Origin of the sequence: Pseudonocardia hispaniensis (assembly GCF_042658695.1) — a bacterium.
GTDB lineage: Bacteria > Actinomycetota > Actinomycetes > Mycobacteriales > Pseudonocardiaceae > Pseudonocardia > Pseudonocardia hispaniensis.
The window spans coordinates 182,601-200,349 of sequence record NZ_JBHSQW010000014.1 but is presented as its reverse complement, the minus strand read 5'-3'; the positions used below and the strand labels follow the sequence as shown (position 1 = coordinate 200,349).

At 72.6% G+C, this 17,749-nt stretch carries 19 protein-coding genes; 3 read left to right on the top strand and 16 right to left on the bottom strand.

Features of this window, described 5'->3' with window-relative positions; translation table 11 throughout:
• Nucleotides 1-5 precede the first annotated feature (5 nt).
• Complete coding sequence (locus ACFQE5_RS07370) at nt 6-899, top strand: 1,4-dihydroxy-2-naphthoate polyprenyltransferase (protein WP_379584057.1); 894 nt, start codon at nt 6-8, stop codon at nt 897-899.
• Here ACFQE5_RS07370 and ACFQE5_RS07365 read toward each other — a convergent pair.
• Entirely contained in the window at nt 843-1,208 is a 366-nt protein-coding gene (locus tag ACFQE5_RS07365; RefSeq protein WP_379584056.1) for a DUF4229 domain-containing protein, read from the bottom strand. The two genes, ACFQE5_RS07370 and ACFQE5_RS07365, sit on opposite strands and share 57 nt — an antisense overlap.
• Nucleotides 1,209-1,365: 157 nt before the next feature.
• Here ACFQE5_RS07365 and ACFQE5_RS07360 point away from each other — a divergent pair, with 157 nt between their 5' ends.
• A complete protein-coding gene (locus tag ACFQE5_RS07360; RefSeq protein ID WP_379584055.1) occupies nt 1,366-1,584 on the top strand; it encodes a BldC family transcriptional regulator in 219 nt (72 codons plus the stop codon).
• Between the two features lie 87 nt (nt 1,585-1,671).
• The gene (locus ACFQE5_RS07355) at nt 1,672-1,905 is read left to right on the top strand and encodes a hypothetical protein (protein ID WP_379584054.1); all 234 of its coding nucleotides are present in this window, start codon (nt 1,672-1,674) and stop codon (nt 1,903-1,905) included.
• Between the two features lie 2 nt (nt 1,906-1,907).
• Here the strand turns inward: ACFQE5_RS07355 and ACFQE5_RS07350 are convergent, their stop codons facing one another.
• The 15 genes from ACFQE5_RS07350 to ACFQE5_RS07280 all read right to left on the bottom strand — a co-directional run bounded on the left by ACFQE5_RS07350 (nt 1,908) and on the right by ACFQE5_RS07280 (nt 17,637).
• On the bottom strand, nt 1,908-3,296 hold the full coding sequence (locus tag ACFQE5_RS07350; RefSeq protein WP_379584053.1) for a MinD/ParA family ATP-binding protein: 1,389 nt from the start codon (nt 3,294-3,296) through the stop codon (nt 1,908-1,910).
• Nucleotides 3,297-3,349: 53 nt separating this feature from the next.
• Nucleotides 3,350-4,279, bottom strand: coding sequence for a c-type cytochrome biogenesis protein CcsB (gene ccsB / locus ACFQE5_RS07345; RefSeq protein WP_379584052.1), 930 nt, complete (start codon nt 4,277-4,279; stop codon nt 3,350-3,352).
• Nucleotides 4,279-5,964, bottom strand: coding sequence for a cytochrome c biogenesis protein ResB (gene resB / locus ACFQE5_RS07340; protein WP_379584051.1), 1,686 nt, complete (start codon nt 5,962-5,964; stop codon nt 4,279-4,281). The genes ccsB and resB overlap by 1 nt, the downstream gene beginning before the upstream one ends.
• 10 nt (nt 5,965-5,974) lie before the next feature.
• Nucleotides 5,975-6,751 carry a cytochrome c biogenesis CcdA family protein gene (locus tag ACFQE5_RS07335; protein WP_379584050.1) on the bottom strand — a complete coding sequence of 259 codons (777 nt, stop codon included), beginning with the start codon at nt 6,749-6,751 and terminating at the stop codon, nt 5,975-5,977.
• Between the two features lie 70 nt (nt 6,752-6,821).
• Nucleotides 6,822-7,406, bottom strand: a complete 585-nt coding sequence (locus ACFQE5_RS07330; RefSeq protein ID WP_379584049.1) for a TlpA family protein disulfide reductase — start codon at nt 7,404-7,406, stop codon at nt 6,822-6,824.
• Entirely contained in the window at nt 7,403-8,035 is a 633-nt protein-coding gene (locus ACFQE5_RS07325; protein ID WP_379584048.1) for a histidine phosphatase family protein, read from the bottom strand. The genes ACFQE5_RS07330 and ACFQE5_RS07325 overlap by 4 nt, the downstream gene beginning before the upstream one ends.
• Nucleotides 8,032-9,369, bottom strand: coding sequence for a glutamate-1-semialdehyde 2,1-aminomutase (gene hemL, locus ACFQE5_RS07320; protein ID WP_379584047.1), 1,338 nt, complete (start codon nt 9,367-9,369; stop codon nt 8,032-8,034). Before hemL ends, ACFQE5_RS07325 begins: the two co-directional genes overlap by 4 nt.
• A 45-nt stretch (nt 9,370-9,414) precedes the next feature.
• A complete protein-coding gene (locus tag ACFQE5_RS07315; RefSeq protein ID WP_379584046.1) occupies nt 9,415-10,239 on the bottom strand; it encodes a hypothetical protein in 825 nt (274 codons plus the stop codon).
• Between the two features lie 110 nt (nt 10,240-10,349).
• Complete coding sequence (locus ACFQE5_RS07310) at nt 10,350-10,802, bottom strand: DUF4282 domain-containing protein (protein WP_379584045.1); 453 nt, start codon at nt 10,800-10,802, stop codon at nt 10,350-10,352.
• A gap of 70 nt (nt 10,803-10,872) precedes the next feature.
• Nucleotides 10,873-11,688 carry a hypothetical protein gene (locus ACFQE5_RS07305; RefSeq protein ID WP_379584044.1) on the bottom strand — a complete coding sequence of 272 codons (816 nt, stop codon included), beginning with the start codon at nt 11,686-11,688 and terminating at the stop codon, nt 10,873-10,875.
• Between the two features lie 136 nt (nt 11,689-11,824).
• On the bottom strand, nt 11,825-12,799 hold the full coding sequence (hemB, locus tag ACFQE5_RS07300) for a porphobilinogen synthase (RefSeq protein ID WP_379584043.1): 975 nt from the start codon (nt 12,797-12,799) through the stop codon (nt 11,825-11,827).
• 66 nt (nt 12,800-12,865) lie between these two features.
• Nucleotides 12,866-14,407, bottom strand: a complete 1,542-nt coding sequence (locus ACFQE5_RS07295) for a bifunctional uroporphyrinogen-III C-methyltransferase/uroporphyrinogen-III synthase (RefSeq protein WP_379584042.1) — start codon at nt 14,405-14,407, stop codon at nt 12,866-12,868.
• Nucleotides 14,404-15,420: a hydroxymethylbilane synthase gene (gene hemC / locus ACFQE5_RS07290; protein ID WP_379584079.1), complete on the bottom strand. Its 1,017-nt coding sequence runs from the start codon at nt 15,418-15,420 to the stop codon at nt 14,404-14,406. Before hemC ends, ACFQE5_RS07295 begins: the two co-directional genes overlap by 4 nt.
• 5 nt (nt 15,421-15,425) lie before the next feature.
• A complete protein-coding gene (locus ACFQE5_RS07285; protein WP_379584041.1) occupies nt 15,426-16,808 on the bottom strand; it encodes a glutamyl-tRNA reductase in 1,383 nt (460 codons plus the stop codon).
• Nucleotides 16,809-16,878: 70 nt separating this feature from the next.
• Complete coding sequence (locus ACFQE5_RS07280) at nt 16,879-17,637, bottom strand: redox-sensing transcriptional repressor Rex (protein WP_379584040.1); 759 nt, start codon at nt 17,635-17,637, stop codon at nt 16,879-16,881.
• Nucleotides 17,638-17,749 lie beyond the last annotated feature (112 nt).

The window sequence follows — 17,749 nt, the reverse complement described above, 5'->3', positions numbered from 1 at the left end:
CGCGGGTGGCCACCCTGGCGCAGTGGGTCGAAGGTGCCCGCCCACGCACCCTTCCGACCGCGATCTCTCCGGTCCTCGTCGGCACCGGCGCCGCCATCGGTAGCGGCACCGTCGCACCGGGACGAGCGCTGCTCGCGCTGGTCGTGGCGGTGTCGCTGGTGATCGCGGTCAACTTCGCCAACGACTACTCCGACGGCATCCGCGGCACCGACGACACCCGAATCGGGCCGCAGCGGCTCGTCGGCTCCAAGGCGGCGGCCCCGGCGCAGGTTCGCTCGGCCGCCTTCGTCGGCTTCGCGGTCGCCGGGCTCGCCGGGCTCACCCTGGTCTCGCTGAGCCGACAGTGGTGGCTGTTGGGCGTCGGGGTCCTCTGCGTCGTCGGCGCCTGGTACTACACCGGCGGCAAACGGCCCTACGGCTACGCGGGACTCGGCGAGGTCGCGGTGTTCGTGTTCTTCGGGCCCGTCGCGGTGCTCGGCACGGTCATCACCCAAAGCGGCGCGCCCGGACCGCTCGCACTCGTCGGCGCCGTCGGCGTCGGGGTGCTGACCTGCGCGGTGCTGGTGGCCAACAACCTGCGCGACATCCCGACCGACGAGATGGCGGGCAAGCGCACTCTCGCCGTCCTGCTCGGTGACACCGATACCCGCAGACTCTATGCGGCGCTCGTCGTCCTTGCGTTCGTCCTGTCGCTGCTGTCGGCACTGCGCAGCCTGCCGATGGCGCTCGGCCTGCTCGCGCTGCCGCTCGCCCTCACCCAGGTGCGCCGTGTTCTCGGCGGGGCGGACGGGCGCACGCTGATCCGGGTGCTGCGCGACACCGGCATCCTGCTGCTGGTGTGGTCAGCCGCGACCGCCGTCGGGCTGGCTTTGGGCTCCGTCGTCGGCGGCCTCGTCTGAGGTCGGCGGCACCTCCCCGCGCAGCCGGGCCCGCAGCGCCGAACGCTCGGCCGAGCGCCGCGCACCGGCGGCGGCGATCGCGGCCTCGAGCCGGTCGCGCAGCCCGCGGAACAGGAACATCGATAGTGGCAGCGCGACGATCAGCGCGATCAGCAGGGCCAGCAGCAGCGGGACGCCCGCGAAGATCAGCAAACTGGCGATGGCGGCGACGAGCGCGAGCCGGGCCAACGTGTAGAGCGCGACGGTCGCGGCCAGCCCTGGCTGGCGCTCCGGCCGGGCACCCGGCGGCTCGGACGCGGGGGGAGACATACCCCGAGGGTACGACCGCGTCCGAATCGGCGCGGCAGGAACCGGTACCACACCCGTCCGATTCGTCCTTTAAAAGCCCTTTACCTTCAGACAACCGTTCGAGTACCTGGGGTCCGAGGTGTCACGATAGCCCGGAAATCAACATATGGAGGCCCGCATGTCGACTCCGACCCAGAACCAGAACGAGCGGCTGCTCACCCCCGGTGAGGTGGCGACGCTGTTCCGCGTCGACCCGAAGACCGTGACCCGTTGGGCCTCGGCCGGGCGGATCGGCTCGATCCGCACGCCCGGTGGACACCGCCGCTTCCGTGAGTCCGAGGTGCGCGGGATGCTCGCCGAACTCACCAGCGAAGCGACCATACCGACGCGGAGCTGATCATCGGTCGAACCGGGGGAAGGGCCCGGAACCGGCCGGGTTCTTGACTCTGCACGTGCCACGCCTGGGCTAACCTCAAGCCCGGAGGTGGTTGTGTTGCTGTTCGTCGTGACGCTTGCCGGTGCTCTGGTCATCGGGTTCTTGTTGTGGAAGGCGATGAACGTCGAACGGCAGAGCAGCCGTCCCGACCTGCGGCACGTGCTGCGGCGGCCGTCCGCGGGCACCGTCCGGTCACGGGCCAGCGGACCGGACGACGACCCCGAGTTCCTGCGTCACCTCGACGAGACCGTCCGGCGCCGGAAGGACCCGCCCACGAGCTGACGTCAGGACGGGAAGCCATCGGCGATCGACGCCGCCAGTTCGAGCAGCGCGATCCGGGTCGCCGGTTCGAGCCGGTCCAGATCGACCTCCGCGCCCTCCTCCAGATGAGCATCGAACGGAATGCGCACGACCGCGCGACAGCGCAACGCGAAGTGTTCGGCCACTCGGTCCAGATCGACCCCGCCCGCCCTCCGGTGCACGCAGTTGATCACCGCGACCGCGTTGGCCACCTGATCGGCGTGCCCGTGGGCGTCCAACCAGTCCATCGTGGCTGACGCGCTGCGGGCGCCGTCGATCGAGCCGGACGACACGATGATCAACTGATCGGCCACGCCGAGCACGCCGTACATGGCCGAATGCATCAGCCCGGTACCGCAGTCAGTGAGCACGATGTTGTAGAAGTGTTCGAGCAGGTTGACGGTGCGCCGGTAGTCGTCCTCGCTGAACGCCTCGGACACCGCGGGATCCTGGTCGCTCGCGAGCACCTCCAGCCGCGAGGGGCCCTGCGAGGTGTAGGCGCGCACGTCGGTGTAGCGGCGCACCCGCTGGGCATCGCGCAGCAGATGCCGCACGGTGGCGCTGGTCTCCAGCGGGATCTTCTGGCTGAGTGTGCCGCGGTCCGGGTTGGCATCGACCGCGACGACCCGGTCGCCGCGCATCGACGCGAAGGTCGCGCCGAGCGTCGCCGTCACCGTGGTCTTGCCGACGCCTCCCTTGAGGCTCAGCATCGCGATCTTGTAGCAGCCCAGCAGGGGTTGGTTGACCCGGGCGGTCAGCTCGCGCTTGCGGATGTCGGCGGGACTCTCGCCCGGATTGACCAGCCGTCCGGACAGCCGGTAGACAACCCGGCGCCACCCCGACTGCGGCGGGCGCTTCGACGGGCGCAGCAACCGCGCCGAGGACAGATCGGCCGCACCGGCGAGGTCGGTCACCCCCATCCGGGCCCGCTGAGCCTCCTGGGCGGCCACGGCGCCCGGATCGATCCATCCCGTGCCGCTGGGCCGCGCCGGCGGGGGCGGCTCGACCGGGGGCGGCGGGGACGCCGGCGAGGCCTGGGCGTCGGGACGCTCAGGCGTGGCGGGGGCGGCTTCCCGGGGCGCCGGTGGATCGGCCTCCCGCTGCGGAGCGAGCGACTCGAGTTCGGCCTCGAGATCCTCGGCGGGCCGCGCGGGGTCCACCGCACCCCAGACCTCACCGGCCGGGCGCACCGGCGCGTCCACGTAGCCGCGGGGGGCGGGCCGCGACTCGAGCTCCGGTTCCGGACGCGGAGCGGGCGGCGCGGGGACCTCACCCCGGGGAGGGTTCGCGGTCGACGGGTCGATCCCCCACCGCTCACGGACGTAACGGCCGACCGAACCGTCCGGAAAGTCCTGCGGCTCTCGCTCGCTCACGAACAGCGACGGTAGTCCGACAGGCGGTCATGGTCGAGATCAGGTCGGCGCGATCAACCGATCCCGGCGTAGGAGTGCAGACCCGCGACCACCATGTTGATGAAGAACAGGTTGAACACCACGACGGCCAGGCCCAGCGAGTTGATCCACGCCGCGCGGGTGGTGCGCCAGCCCGCGGTCGCCCGGGCGTGGAGATAGGCGGCGTAGATGACCCACGCGACGAAGGCGACCGTCTCCTTGGGGTCCCATCCCCAGAACCGGCCCCACGCCGCCTCGGCCCAGATCGCGCCGGCGATCACCGCGAAGGTATAGATCGGGAACGCGACGACGGTCACCCGGTAGGCCAGCCGGTCGAGCGCCGCGGTCGTCGGCAGCTTCGCCACCAGCTCCGCGGCCTTCCCCGAGTTCGCGAGCAGGTACAGCAGGCTCGCGACCCCGGCGACGACCAGCAGCCCGGACGCGATCGTCACCGTCGTGACGTGAATGGCCAGCCAGTAGGACTGCAGGGCGGGTACGACCGGTGCGGCCTGCGCGTACAGCACGGTGCCACCGAGGAACATCAGGATCCATATCGGCGGCAGGACGAACACCCCGGCGGGCCGCAGCGACGGCGACCGGCGGAGCACCACCAGCCAGGTCACCACCGCGGCCAGGCAGATCGCCGCGGTGAACTCGTACATGTTGCCCAGCGGCCAGCGCTCGGTCGCGAGCCCGCGCAGCACGATCGACGCGACGTGCAGCAGCACACCGAGCACGGTGACCGAGACGGCCATTCGCCCGAACCGCTCCGAGCCCGATCTCCCGGCGGGCTCGGTGGCCGCGGCCTCGTCCGCATCACCCGCCCCGACCAGGGCGGGAACCCGCGAGGATTCCCGCGCGGCCACGTACTCCGCGGCGTGCAGCAGGATCGCCAGCGTGTACACCGCGACCGCGGCGAAGAAGAAGCGGTCGCTGAACAGCGCGAGGACCGGATCGATCGGCATCAGGTGTCCCCCGGTTGAGTGTTCGGTGGAAGGTCCGTGGTCGGCGGGTCGAGCAGGTCTGCGCGCAGCCGGTCGAACTCCTCGCCGTAGCCGGCCCGGTCGGTGCGCGCCAGGCCGCCGAGCTCGACGGTGACCGGTCCGGAGCCGTCCGCCCCGGGCGTCACCCGGGCCCAGAACCGGCGCCGCTTGATCGACAGTGAGAGGCCGAGGCCGAGCATCACCGTGACCGCGAACACCAGTACGGCCGTCTGGCCCGGGTCATGGCTGATCTGCAGCGACACCCACTGTCGGACATCGTCGAAGCGCACCGTCGTGCCGTCGTCGAGCGTGACCTGCTCCCCCGGCACGAGATTGGCCCGCGCCACCCGGGTGAGCGCACCGGACTCGACCTTGCCCTGGTCCACCGAGAAGATCGACTGCCCGCGCCCGTCGTCGAGGCCGAGATCCCCGCGCAGCACGTCGACCGCGACCTCTGGGTCGCGCAGGCCGGGGAAGACCGAGGTGACCAGCGCGCCGCCGGAACTCGTCGGCGCGAACAGCCCGGTCACCGCGAGCTGGGAGGTGCGCCGCTGCTCGGGGTCGGTCACCCCGGGACGCTCGAACTTGGTGGCCCCCTCCGACAGCAGCGTGGCCTGGTCGACGGGTTTCCACTGGATCTCGCCGGTGCGCTGCTGACCATCGGGCCAGGTCACGGTGAACCGCGGCGCGTAGCCGTGGCCGAGCAGGTAGACCCGCGAACCGTCGATGCGCAGCGGGTGGTTGACCGCCAGCGGGTAGGGCGTCCACCGGTCGATGTGCCCGGCGGCGAGGTCCGCGGCGGTCTGGTAGCCGATGCCGGCGCGGAAGCTCTCCGGCTGGCCGTTGGGCAGGTAGTCGGCGTCGAAGTCGTCCACCTTGACGCAGAACGGTTCCAGCTGGGTGCCGTCGACGCGCAGCCCGGGGCGGAACGAGTCGTAGCCCAGAATCGAGGTGTTGCAGAACTGGCCGCCCCCGGCCAGCACGATGACCTGGCCCTCGTATCCGACGAGCTTGCCGACCGCGACCCCGATCAGCAGCCCGACCAGGCTCAGATGGAACAGCAGGTTGCCGGCCTCGCGCAGGTAGCCCTTCTCCGCCGAGACCGTGCGCACCCCGCCGGGTTCCTCGCGCACGGCGATCCGCCAGCCGAACCGGCGCCCGGCGCCGAGCCGGTCGCGGATCCGGCCGAGCACGGTCTCGACGTCCGCGTCCAGGACGGCCGACGCGTGGTGCGGCAGCCGCGACAGGTTGCGTGGGGTCGTGACGGGTGCGGCCCGCACCGCGCGCAGCTGCTCGACGGTCCGCGGCAGCACGCAGCCCACCAGCGAGACCATCAGCAGCAGATAGGTCGCGGCGAACCAGGGCGTGGCGAAGACGTCGAAGAACCCCAGGTCGTCGAGGATCGGCGCGAGCCACGGGTAGTCGGCGAAGTACTGGTCGACGAGAGACCGGTTGAGCGATCGCTGCGGCAGAAGCGCCCCCGGCAGCGCCGCGAGCGCCAGCAGGAACAGCAGCACCAGCGCGGTGCGCATGCTGGTGAGCCCGCGCCAGGTGTTGCGGCTCAGCGCCAGCAGCCGGGCAAGGGCGGTCGGAGCCCGGTCCGGCGGCGCGGCACCACCCGGTGCCGCCTCGGGCGGCGATGCGGACGCGGTCGGTGGCGAGCTCATCGGCGGCCCGCTACAGCGCCGGGGTGAAGCCGGCAATGGACACCTGCAACTGCGCGAGCAGACCGCCCCACAGGCCGGTGAACAGCAGCAGGCCGACCCCGACCAGCAGCACCCCACCGCCGATCTGGATCGTCCGGGTGTGCCTGCGCAGCCAGGCATGCGCGCGCACGGCGCTCGACGCGCCCAGGGCGATGATCACGAACGGCGCTCCCAGCCCGGCGCAGTAGGCGAGGGTGAGCAGGACCCCCCGCATCGATCCACCACCCGTCCCGGCGGCGACCGCGACCACCCCGGCCAGCGTCGGGCCGACGCACGGCACCCAGCCGAGGCCGAAGACCGCGCCGAGCAGCGGTGCGCCCCACAGCCCGGCCCGCGGCACCCACTGCACGCGGCGCTCGCGGCGCAGCGCGGGCAGCAGGCCGACGAACGCCAGCCCCATCACGATCATCACCAGCCCGCCCGCACGCTGCAGCACGGCCTCGTTGCGCACCAAGGTGTCGGCCAGCCAGACGACCCCGAGCAGGATCGTGCCGAACACGGCGGTGAACCCGGCGACGAACAGCGCGGCCGCCCCGGCGACCCGGAATCGGCCCGAGCGCCGGAGCTGTGCCTCGGCAACGGTGGCGGGCGGGGCGTCGGCTCCGACGAGACCGGCAAGGTAGGCGAGATATCCGGGGACCAACGGGACCACGCAGGGTGAGGCGAAGCTCACCGCGCCCGCAAGGGCCGCCACCGCGACCGCGGCCAGCAGCGGTCCCGATATCGCGAGGGTGGTCGAAGGGTCCATCGACCACCAGGTTAGGTGGGGCCTGATCCGGCGCGCCCACCGGGTTCTACACGATGTAGTTGAATCCCGTTCATCCGGACGGTTCGGCCGCGAGTCGCTTGACCAGCGGGATCAGCTCGGCCACCCGGATCGTCGTGAGATACACCGCCGCCACCCGGTGCTGGCGGTCGAGCACGATCGTCGACGGGACGGTATTGCGCGGGTAGCCGGACAGCGCGGCGAGCACCCGCCCGGGCGGGTCGTACATCGAGTCGAAGCTCAGACCGCGGTCTCGGACGAAGTCGGTGGCGGCGGCCCGGTCGTCGCGGACGTCGATGCCCATCAGGGCCACCCCGTCGGCCCGGGTCTGGTCGAGCACGAACTCGAGATCGGGCATCTCCTCCCGGCACGGCCCGCACCAGGAGCCCCAGATATTGATCACAAGCACCTTGCCGGTGTGGTCGCCGACGCCGATCGTCCGCCCGGGGTGCAGCAGGCTCTCCCCCGCCAGCTGCGGGAGCGTGCCGCGGGACTCGGGCGGGTCATAGCGGATCTCGGTCTGCCCGCCGGGTGCGACGAACTGGAACTCCCCGCCGACGGCGACGGCGTCCTTTCCCGCCGTCGCGCACCCCGCGAGCAGCAGCAGCGTTGTGACCAACGTCAGCAGCCGGATCATGCGCCGGTCACCGTCGGATCGCTCGCACCGGCCGGTTCGCTGTACCACAGCCCGGTCAGTTCCTGGTCGGTGAACTCGAGCGTGGTCAGCGAGGCCAGCGCGCACTGCCGTCGTCGCGGGTCGTGCCAGAGCCGCTGCCCGAGCAGGAAGCGGCGCAGCGTCCAGATCGGCAGCTGATGCGACACACACACCGCCTCGTGGCCGGCGGCCAGCTCCCGGGCCCGGAGTGCGGCGGCGAGCATCCGGTGGGCGATCCGCAGATAGGGCTCGCCCCAGGACGGGGTGAACGGGTCGGTCAGCAGCGGCCAGTTCCGCGGACGCCGCAGCGCCCCGTCGCCCACCCCGAACGTCTTGCCTTCGAACCGGTTGGCGGCCTCGATGAGCCGGTCCTCGGTGTGGATCTCGACGCCGTGGGTCGCGGCCAGGGGTGCGGCGGTCTCCTGCGCCCGCTGCAGCGGCGAGGCGAGCACGACGGTGATGTCGTTCTCGGCCAGGGCCTTGGCGACCTGCTCCGCCTGCGCGAGGCCGTTGTCGGAGAGCCGGAAACCGGGGAGCCGCCCGTACAACACCCCGTCGGGGTTGTGCACCTCGCCGTGACGCAGCAGATGCACCCGGGTCGTGGTGCTCATGCCGCGGGCCTCGCGGCGGCGGCGGCCTGCGCCGCGGCGGGCAGGGCGTTCGCGATGACCTCGAACGTCTCGTCGTCGAGGGCGGCGGAGACGAACCACGCCTCGAACGCGCTCGGCGGCGGGTACACCCCGCGTTCGAGCAGCGCGTGGAAGAACGCCGGGAACCGGAAGGTCTCGGCCGCCTGCGCACCGGCGTAGTCGTGCACCTGCTCGCCGGTGAAGAACACCGAGAGCAGGTTGCCCGCGTACTGCACGCGGTGCGCGACCCCCGCCGCCGTCAGCGCCTCGTCGATCAGCCCGCCGAGCCGGTGCGCGTTGGCGTCGAGCGCGGCGTACACGGCAGCGTCGGCGTGCCGCAGCGTGGCCAGGCCCGCGGCCACCGCGACAGGGTTCCCCGACAGCGTCCCGGCCTGGTAGACCGGCCCGGCGGGCGCCAGGTGGGCCATCTGTGCCGCGGGCCCGCCGAAGGCGGCCGCGGGCAGCCCGCCCGACATCACCTTCCCGAAGGTGTAGAGGTCTCCGGGCACGCCTTCGAGTCCGTACCAGCCGGCCGGGGAGACCCGAAAGCCCGTCATCACCTCGTCCATCACCAGCAGCGCGCCGTGCTCGCGGGTGATCTCGCGCAGACCCGCGTTGAAGCCCGGCCTGGGCGCGATCGCACCCATGTTGCCCGCGGCGGCCTCGGTGATCACGCAGGCGATCTCGGCGCCGCGTTCGGCGAACACCGCACGGACCGCGTCGAGGTCGTTGTAGGGCAGCACCACGGTGTCGGCGGCCTGGGCCCCGGTGACGCCGGGGCTGGTCGGCAGACCGAGAGTCGCGACCCCCGAGCCCGCCTGGGCCAGCAGGGCGTCGACGTGCCCGTGGTAGCAGCCGGCGAACTTGACGACCACCCGCCGGCCGGTGATACCCCGGGCCAGCCGGATCGCGCTCATCGTCGCCTCGGTTCCGGAGTTCACCAGCCGGACCTGCTCGACGGGCGCGACCCTGGCGATGATCTCCTCAGCGAGCTCGATCTCGGCCGGGGTCGGGGCGCCGAACGACAGCCCCTGGCCCGCCGCCGCGCGCACCGCCTCGACGACGGCCGGGTGCGCATGCCCGAGGATCATCGGGCCCCACGACGAGACCAGATCGACGTAGCGCTCGCCGTCGGCGTCGGTCAGCCACGGCCCGTGGGCCGAGACCATGAACCGCGGCGTGCCGCCGACGGCGTTGAACGCCCGGACCGGGGAGTTGACCCCGCCCGGGATGGCCGCGGTCGCCCGCTCGAACAGCCGGGACGAGGCCTGCGGAACGAGGAACGACGGTGGGGCGGGGGTCGACGGCGAGCTCACGGCCTCCAGTCTCGCAGCCGGTCGGCGGTGTGGGCGGCCGGGCCCCTACCGGCGGGAGGCGGCGAAGTACTGCCTCGACGGCGGCGCGTAGAGCAAGGCCGTACCGCCGGCGCACAGCAGCAACAGCACCAGCAGGATGCCCAGGCTCACCAGGTCGACCCCGCTGCTCATCCCCAGCAGCAGCAGTATCACGAACGGGACCGTCATGACCGTCACGACAACCCTCGCCCAGGCGTGGCCGAGGAAGGCGAACACCGCGAACACCACGTAGAGCAGCGCCACCGCCAGCACGAATCCGCTCAGCACGCGGAGGAACGCGATCACCTGATCGGGGGTGACGCCCGCGTCGGCCATCGCCTGGTCCAGGCCGATCTCCGGCGGCAGACCGGCGAGATTGAGCGGGGCCAGCAGAAGCAGCGCACCGCTCGCGAGGAACGGCAGCGCGCTGAGCGCCAGCAGCACCAGCGACAGCGCGACCGCCGGCGGGCGGGAGACCGGCTGCGCCTGTTCGTCGAGGCCCGCCGGCGCCGCGGCATAGGGGTTGTACGGATACTGCCCGTAGGGCGGCTGGCCGTACGGGGCTCCGTAGGGCTGCTGACCGTACTGAACGCCGTAGGGCTGCTGACCGTACGGGGCGCCGTACGGTTGTTGGCCGTACTGGGACTGGTCGGGAGGCTGGCCGTAGGGCTGCTGACCGTACGGATACTGGCCGTAGGGCGGCTGGTCCGGCGCCCCGTGCTGCGGGTCCTGATTCGCGCCCGGTGGCCAGCCACCCTCGGGCGGCCCCGTCTCGTGCTGCTCGCGGCCCTGACCGGCCGGCTGGTCCGGGTGCTGGCCGGGCTGGCCCTGTGGGTCCGGCGATGTACTCACTGCACCACCGTATGGCTGATCAACCGATGTGTCCAAATGCGCTCGGCGACCAGTATCGAACCGCGGCACCCGCTGCGGAAGCGGTGGTTTCCGGCGCCATCACCAGGGCCTCAACGCCGGTGATGGATGTCCTCCGACATGCGGACCACGGCGTAGTAGAACTCGAGCGTGATCCGGAACAGCGTCAGATAGAACAGGAACGCGATCGCCCCACCGACGACCGCGAGCAGACCGTACGGAAGGGACTCGCTGAAGCCCGCCACGATCACTGCGACATAGGCGAACCCGAGGACCACCGTGCCGAGGATGTAGACGACCTTGACGACCGTGGGCGTCGCGAAGCGGTTGAAGCCGAAATCGAACAGCGCCGAGAAGAACCCCTTGGCCTGGTCCTGGGGTCCCGGCCCGTAACCGGCGGGGGGACCGCCGTAGCCACCGGGCGGCGGGCCACCGGGCGGCGGCCCCGGCGGCTGCTGGGCGTACTGCCCGGGGTAGGGCTGCTGCCAGCCACCGCCGGGCGAGGACCGCGCAGGGTCGTCGGGGGAAGCGGGGTCGTAGCTCATCTCACTCTCCGTCTCCAGCGAGCAGAATGATCGTCCTGGCCGCGTCGCCCAAGAGGTCGGGCGACACCGATCAGCGGAAGTACGCGTGCACGTGCGGACGGAACATCAGGTACAGCGCGACGGCGATCAGAGCCAACTGGGCAACGCTGAGCAGCAGGCTCACGATCGTGTAGAGCCCGCCGTAGACCGCCGCGGCGAGCCCGAACGCGCCGAACAGCCCGATCACCCCGAACACCAGCCCGATACCTCCGAGCACCGCGATCGTGGTGCGCGCCCACTTGCGGCCCGCCCGCATCTGTACGGCGACGAACACCGCCAGCGCGTAGATGATCAAGGTGATGACCAGGGTGGCCACCGAGCTGCCGAGCCCGTAGCCGACGGCGTAGCTGGACAGCACCATCGCGGCGAACACCAGCGCGACGATCGAGGACAGCACCCCGATCGCCAGTGCTCCCATCAGCGCGAGGAACGCCTGGTGCACCTCCTTCGGCGGCCGGGCGTCCGCGTAGGCGGATTTGACCGCGGCGATGCTGAACCCGGCGCCAGGCGGCGGCTGGCTCCCCGGCGCAGGCCCGTACCCCGGCGGCGGCGCGTACCCCGGCGGCGGGCCGTACCCCTGCTCCGGCGCGTACCCCGGCGGCGGCCCGTACCCCGGCGGCGGGCCGTACCCCTGCTCCGGCGCGTACCCCGGCGGCGGCCCGTACCCCGGCGGCGGGCCATAACCGGGCTCGGCGGCTCCCGGCGGGGGAGCCCATGCAGGGGGCGAACCCTGCGGCGGGTAGCCACCGCCCTGCTGCGGGGTGGGCGCCCCGTGCTCCGGTGACGCGTTGTGCGGGGTCTGCCAGTCGGGCTGGCCCTGCCAGCGCGGGTCGGGAGGTGTGGTCACGACGCAGAACGTAGGACGCGGAACCGGTCATGTCCACGAAAGCAGGACAACCGGTCACTGCTGTGATTGGCCCGTTACCTCGGCCACGCCCCCGAAAGCGGGGTGCTGACACCGGCTGCGCACCGACCGGCCGGGGTCAACCCAGGCGTTCGGCGACCTCGGTGGCCCAGTACGTCAGCACGATGTCGGCGCCGGCCCGGCGGATGCCCGTCAACGTCTCGAGGATCGTCCGCTCCCGGTCCAGCCACCCGTTCGCCGCGGCCGCCTCGATCATCGAGTACTCCCCGGAGACCTGGTAGGCGGCCACCGGGACATCGGCGTGCTCGGCGACGACGCGCAGCACGTCGAGATAGGACATCGCCGGCTTCACCATGACCACATCGGCGCCCTCGTCGATGTCGAGCGCCAGCTCGCGCAGCGCCTCCCGGACGTTGGCGCCATCCTGCTGGTAGGTCTTGCGGTCGCCACGCAGCTGCGACTCGACGGCGTCCCGGAACGGCCCGTAGAACGCCGAGGCGTACTTGGCGGTGTAGGCGAGGATGCCGGTATCGGTGTACCCGGCGTCGTCGAGCGCGGCCCGGATCGCGCCCACCTGCCCGTCCATCATCCCGCTGGGGCCGACGAGATGCGCCCCGGCCGCGGCCTGGGCCACGGCCATCTCCGCATAGACGGCGAGCGTGGCGTCGTTGTCGACCCGGCCCCAGGAGTCGAGCAGGCCACAGTGGCCGTGGTCGGTGAACTCGTCGAGACAGGTGTCGGCCATCAACACGGTCGCGTCGCCCACCTCGGCGCGCAGGTCGCGCAGCGCGACGTTGAGCACGCCGCCGGGATCAGTGCCGCCACTGCCGGTGGCGTCCCGTTTCGCCGGGACACCGAAGAGCATCAGCCCACCGACCCCGGCGGCGACCGCCTCGGTCGCGGCCTTGCGCAGGGAGTCGCGGGTGTGCTGGACAACGCCGGGCATCGAGGCGATGGGCACCGGTTCGGCGGCGCCCTCCTTGACGAACATCGGCAGCACGAGTTGCCGCGGACGCAGGTCGGTCTCGGCGACGAGCCTGCGCATCGCGGGCGTGCTCCGCAACCGGCGCGGACGCTGGGTCGGGAACGGCATACGCCCAGCCTACGGCCCGTGAGTGGCGAGCCGCGTCACCGCGGTGCTCGCCACTCACGGGGCGGGTCAGCGCCGGCGGGCCTTGACCTTCCGCGGCGGGGGCAGGGCGCCCTCGGCGCGCAGCCGGGCGGCGTGCGCGGCCAGCGCGTCCACCAGCGTGTGGACCCGGGCCTCCTCCGGCTGCACGTCGACGCGCAGGCCGAACTCGCGTGCCGTCTCCGCGGTGGCCGGGCCGATGCAGGCGACGAGCGTGCGGGCGTGCGGCTTACCCGCGATCCCGACGAGGTTGCGCACCGTCGACGACGAGGTGAAGCAGACCGCGTCGAAACCACCGCTCTTGATCGCCTCACGGATCGGCGCGGGCGGCGGCGCGGCCCGCACCGTGCGGTAGGCGGTCACGTCGTCGATCTCCCAACCGCGCTCGCGCAGCCCGGCCGCGAGGGTTTCGGTGGCGATGTCGGCACGCGGCAGCAGCACCCGGTCGACCGGGTCGAGCACGTCGTCGTACGGCGGGAAGATCTGGAGCAGACCCTCCGACGTGGACTCCTGAGCCTCCTCGATGTTCGGCACCAGCTCAGGCGTGATCCCGAAGCTGCGCACCCGCTCCGCGGTCGCCGTGCCGACGCAGGCGATCTTCACCCCGGAGAAGGCGCGGGCGTCGAGACCGAACTCGGCGAACTTCTCCCACACCGCCCGCACCGCGTTGGTCGAGGTGAACACGACCCACTGGAAGCGGCCGTCGACCAGGCCCTTGACCGCGCGCTCCATCTGGGTGGGCGAGCGCGGCGGTTCGACCGCGATCGTCGGGACCTCCTCGGGGATCGCGCCGTGCACCCGCAGCCGGTCGCTCATCACCCCGGCCTGATCCTTGGTCCGCGGCACCAGGACCCGCCATCCGTACAGCGCCCGCGACTCCCACCATGACAGCTCGGCCCGCCTGCCGACCTCCGGGCCCAGCGTCAGGATCAGCGGGCCCTCGAGCTCGGCCGCGTCGGTGGCCATGGCGGCCAGCGTCGTCTCGACCGTCTTCTGGGTGGCCTCGGTGCCGCGCACGGTGACCGCGACCGGGGTCTGTTCGATGAGCCCGTGCTCGGTCAGCGCGCTCGCCACCTCCGGCAGGTGCGACGGGGCCGCCTGCAGCACGATGGGGCCCGTGGCGGAGGTGAGCCGCGCCCAGTCGACCCCGGCGCGCACATCGGCCTCGACGTGCGCCGACCCCAGGGGCACACCGGCGTAGGCGGGCACCGCGGTCCCGGCCGGGACCCCGGGAACCACGTCGAATGCCACACCGGCCTTGGCGACCGCCATGGCCTCCTGCACGACGGCATCGGCGGTGAGCGGGTCACCACTCACCAGGCGGGCCACCGGACGGCCCGCGGTGGCCTCGGCGACCAGGTCGCGGGCCACGTCGCCGGGCTGGCCGACGGCCGGCCGCACCTCGGCTCCCTCGGCGACGAGAGCGAGGATCGCCTCCGGTACGTCGGGGTCTGTGATCACAAGCGGCGCGCCGGCGAGCACGTCCCGCGCGCGCACGGTCAGCAGCCCGGGGTCACCGGGGCCGCTGCCGACGAAGGCGATCCGACCCGGGGTTGCGGTTGCTCGGTTCATTCGTCAACTCCAGATCCAGCGTTCTGCGGGCGCCCAGCTCTCCCCAGCAGGACCTCGGCGCCCATGTCGAGCAGCTCGGCGGCCAGCGCCGCGCCGAGCTTCTCGGCGTCGTCCATCTCTCCCATCGCGGAGGCGCGCAGCAGCCCGCCATCCGCCGTACCGACCACCGCGCGCAACGAGAGGCGGTCGACCACCCGTCCCTCGTCGCTTCCCCCGGCGGAACCGGGAGCGGTCTCCCAGTCGGACACCACGTCGGCGAGCGCCCCGACCGGGGCGCTGCAACCGGCCTCCAACGTCGCGAGCACCGCCCGCTCGGCGCCGGCCGTGGCCCGCGCCGCCGGATCGTCCAGCGTGCCGGCGAGGAACCGGGCGAGGTCGTGCTCGGCGCTGCCGGGCGCACCCACCCGGCATTCGACGGCCAGCGCACCCTGTGCGGGGGCCGGCACCATCTGCAGCGGGTCGAGCAGCTCGCAGGCCTCGTCCAACCGGCCCAGCCTGCGCAGTCCGGCCGCGGCCAGGACCACGGCGTCGAGCTCGCCCGTATGAACCTTCCGAATCCGGCTGTCGACGTTGCCCCGGATCGGGACGATCTCCAGCCCCAGCCCGAGCGCCCGCAGCTGCGCCGCCCGCCGCGGCGAGCCCGTGCCGACCCGCGACCCCGCCGCAAGCTCGCCGAGCACCCGGCCGTCGCGGGCCACCAGCGCGTCACGCGGATCTTCCCGGACCGGCACCGCGGCCAGCACGAGCCGCGGGTCGGGCGCGGTCGGCAGGTCCTTGTACGAGTGGATCGCGACGTCGACCTCGCCGGCCGCGAGGGCATCGCGCAACGCCGAGACGAACACCCCGACGCCCAGCTCGACGACCGGCGCCGACGACCGGTCGCCCGGGGTGCTGACCGGCACGAGCTCGGCGGGCCGGCCCGCGGCACGGATGCGGTCGGCGACCGTTCCCGCCTGAGCCATCGCGAGTGCGCTGCCGCGGGTGCCGACCCGCAGCGGCTGGTCGTGCGACATCCTGCTCACCGGATGGCCTCCTCGTCGCCGGGCGCGACCTCGGCCGAGATCGGGGCAAGCACGTCGAGCTCGCTCAGCGGAGTGGCGACGGCCGCGGGGGTCTGTGGATCGAGCTCGAACAGCATACGCAGGGCTTGGGCGTAGCTGCCGCCGTCCGGCCCCTCGGCCAGCCGCTTGACCTGCACCGTCGGGGTGTGCAGCAGCTTGTCGACGACGCGCCGGACGGTGCGGCTGAACTCCTCGCGCACGCTCTCGTCGAGGTCGGGCAGCCGGGCCGACAACCGCAGCAGCTCGGCGTCGACGACCTCGCAGGCCCGCCGGCGCAGGGCGGTGACGGTCGGGGTCACCTCGGCGGAGCGCTGTGCCGCGAGGTAGGCCTGTGTCTCCTCGGCGACCATCGCCTTGGCCGTGGCGACGGCGCCCCCGCCGGCACCGCGGCTGAGCCTGCGCTGCAACGTGATGAGATCGACGACGGTGACGCCGGCGACGGTCGCGACGCCGGGATCGACGGCGCGCGGTAGGGCGAGGTCGCAGACCACCAGCGGCCGATCCGGGCGTTCGGCGGTGGCCGCGGCGACCGCGGCGCGCTCGACGACCGCGCCGATCGCTCCGGTACAGGCCACCATCAGGTCGGCGTCCACCAGTTCGCGGGTGAGGTCGGCGAGCCGCCCGGCCCGGGTGGGCGTGCCCTGCTCGGTGCTCTTGTCGGCCAGCCGCTCCGCGCGGTCCAGCGTGCGGTTCAGCACGACGATCTCGGCGGCGCCGGAGCGCCGCAGGTGCGCGGTGGCGAGCGCGCCCATCGCGCCCGCCCCGACGACGACGGCCTTGGTACCGGTGAGGTCCCCGACGGCACGGCCGAGCACCCGGGCCGCGTCGGCGAGCACCTCGGTGACGACGGAGGCGCCGGCCTCGTCGATCCCGGTGCTGGTGTGCACCCGCTTGCCGACCCGCAGCGCGTGCTGGGCCAGCTCGTGCAGCACCCGGCCGACCGAGCCGGCCTCGTCGGCGAGGGCGTACGCGGTCCGCAGCTGGCCGAGGATCTGCGACTCCCCGACGACCATCGAGTCGAGCCCCGCGGCGACCGACAGCAGATGCTGCACCGCGGACGCCGCGTAGTGCACGTAGAGATGCTCGGTGAGCTCGGGTAGCGGCAGGCCGGCGTGCCTGCCGAGCACCGCGGAGACATCGGCGAGGCCGCCGTGGAACGCGTCAACGACCGCGTAGACCTCGATCCGGTTGCACGTCGAGAGCAGGACGACCTCGCTCACGTGCTCGCCGCGCAGCATCTCGTCCAGCAGCTTGGCGACGTCCTCGCTGCTGACAGCGGCCCGTTCCAGCACTTCGACGGGCGCGCTGCGATGCGACATCCCGACCACCAAGACGCTCATTGCACTCCCTCGCTGCGCTCGGGAAGCATCCCACGCAGGCGCTGGTTCATCGACTCGCTCACCGGCCCGCTCATCGCGGCAACACCACCGATCCGTTCGTCCCGGCCTGCACCGACTCGGCTCCGTCCGTGCTGGCGACTCGTCGGCGCGCCACGTGAAACGCGAGGATCTGCAGCTCGACCGCGAGGTCGACCTTGCGCACCTCGACCCGTTCCGGGACCTGGAGCACGACGGGGGCGAAGTTGAGAATGCACTCGACCCCGGCCTCCACCAGCTGGTCGCAGACCGCCTGCGCGGCCGGGCCCGGTGTGGCGATCATGCCGATCGTCACCCCCCGTGCGGCGCAGATCGAGGAGATGTCGCGTACATGATCGACGACGATGTCGTTGATCCGGATGCCGACGATGTGCGGGTCCACGTCGAACATCGCCGTCACGGGGAAGCCCCGGACACCGAAACCGCCGTAGCCTGCCAGCGCCTGACCGAGGTTGCCCACCCCGACCAGCGCGACGGCCTGCTTCTGATCCAGCCCCAGCGTCCGCTCGATCTGGCGGTGCAGCGACACGACCTCGTAGCCGACCCCACGGATGCCGTAGGAGCCGACGTAGGACAGGTCCTTGCGGAGCTTGGCCGAGTTGACGCCGGTGGCCGCGGCGAGCTCCTCGCTGGACACCGTGTCCGCGCCCTGCTCGGCGAGCTCGCCGAGGATACGCAGGTACACGGCCAGCCGCGCGACGGTGGCCTCGGGGATGGAGCGCGCCAGCTTCGCGGCAGTCCGGGCGGCGCCGCCGGCGCGGGCCGAGGAACCTGCGTGCGGTGGCAACGTCACGCTGGCGTCTCCTCGAGTTCGTCCGTCCTTCACGATCCGCGAGAGGGTGCGGGTCGGGCGCAGCAGGCGAGACCCGGGAGTGACCGGGGCCTGTGGCTGGCGTCGAATGAAC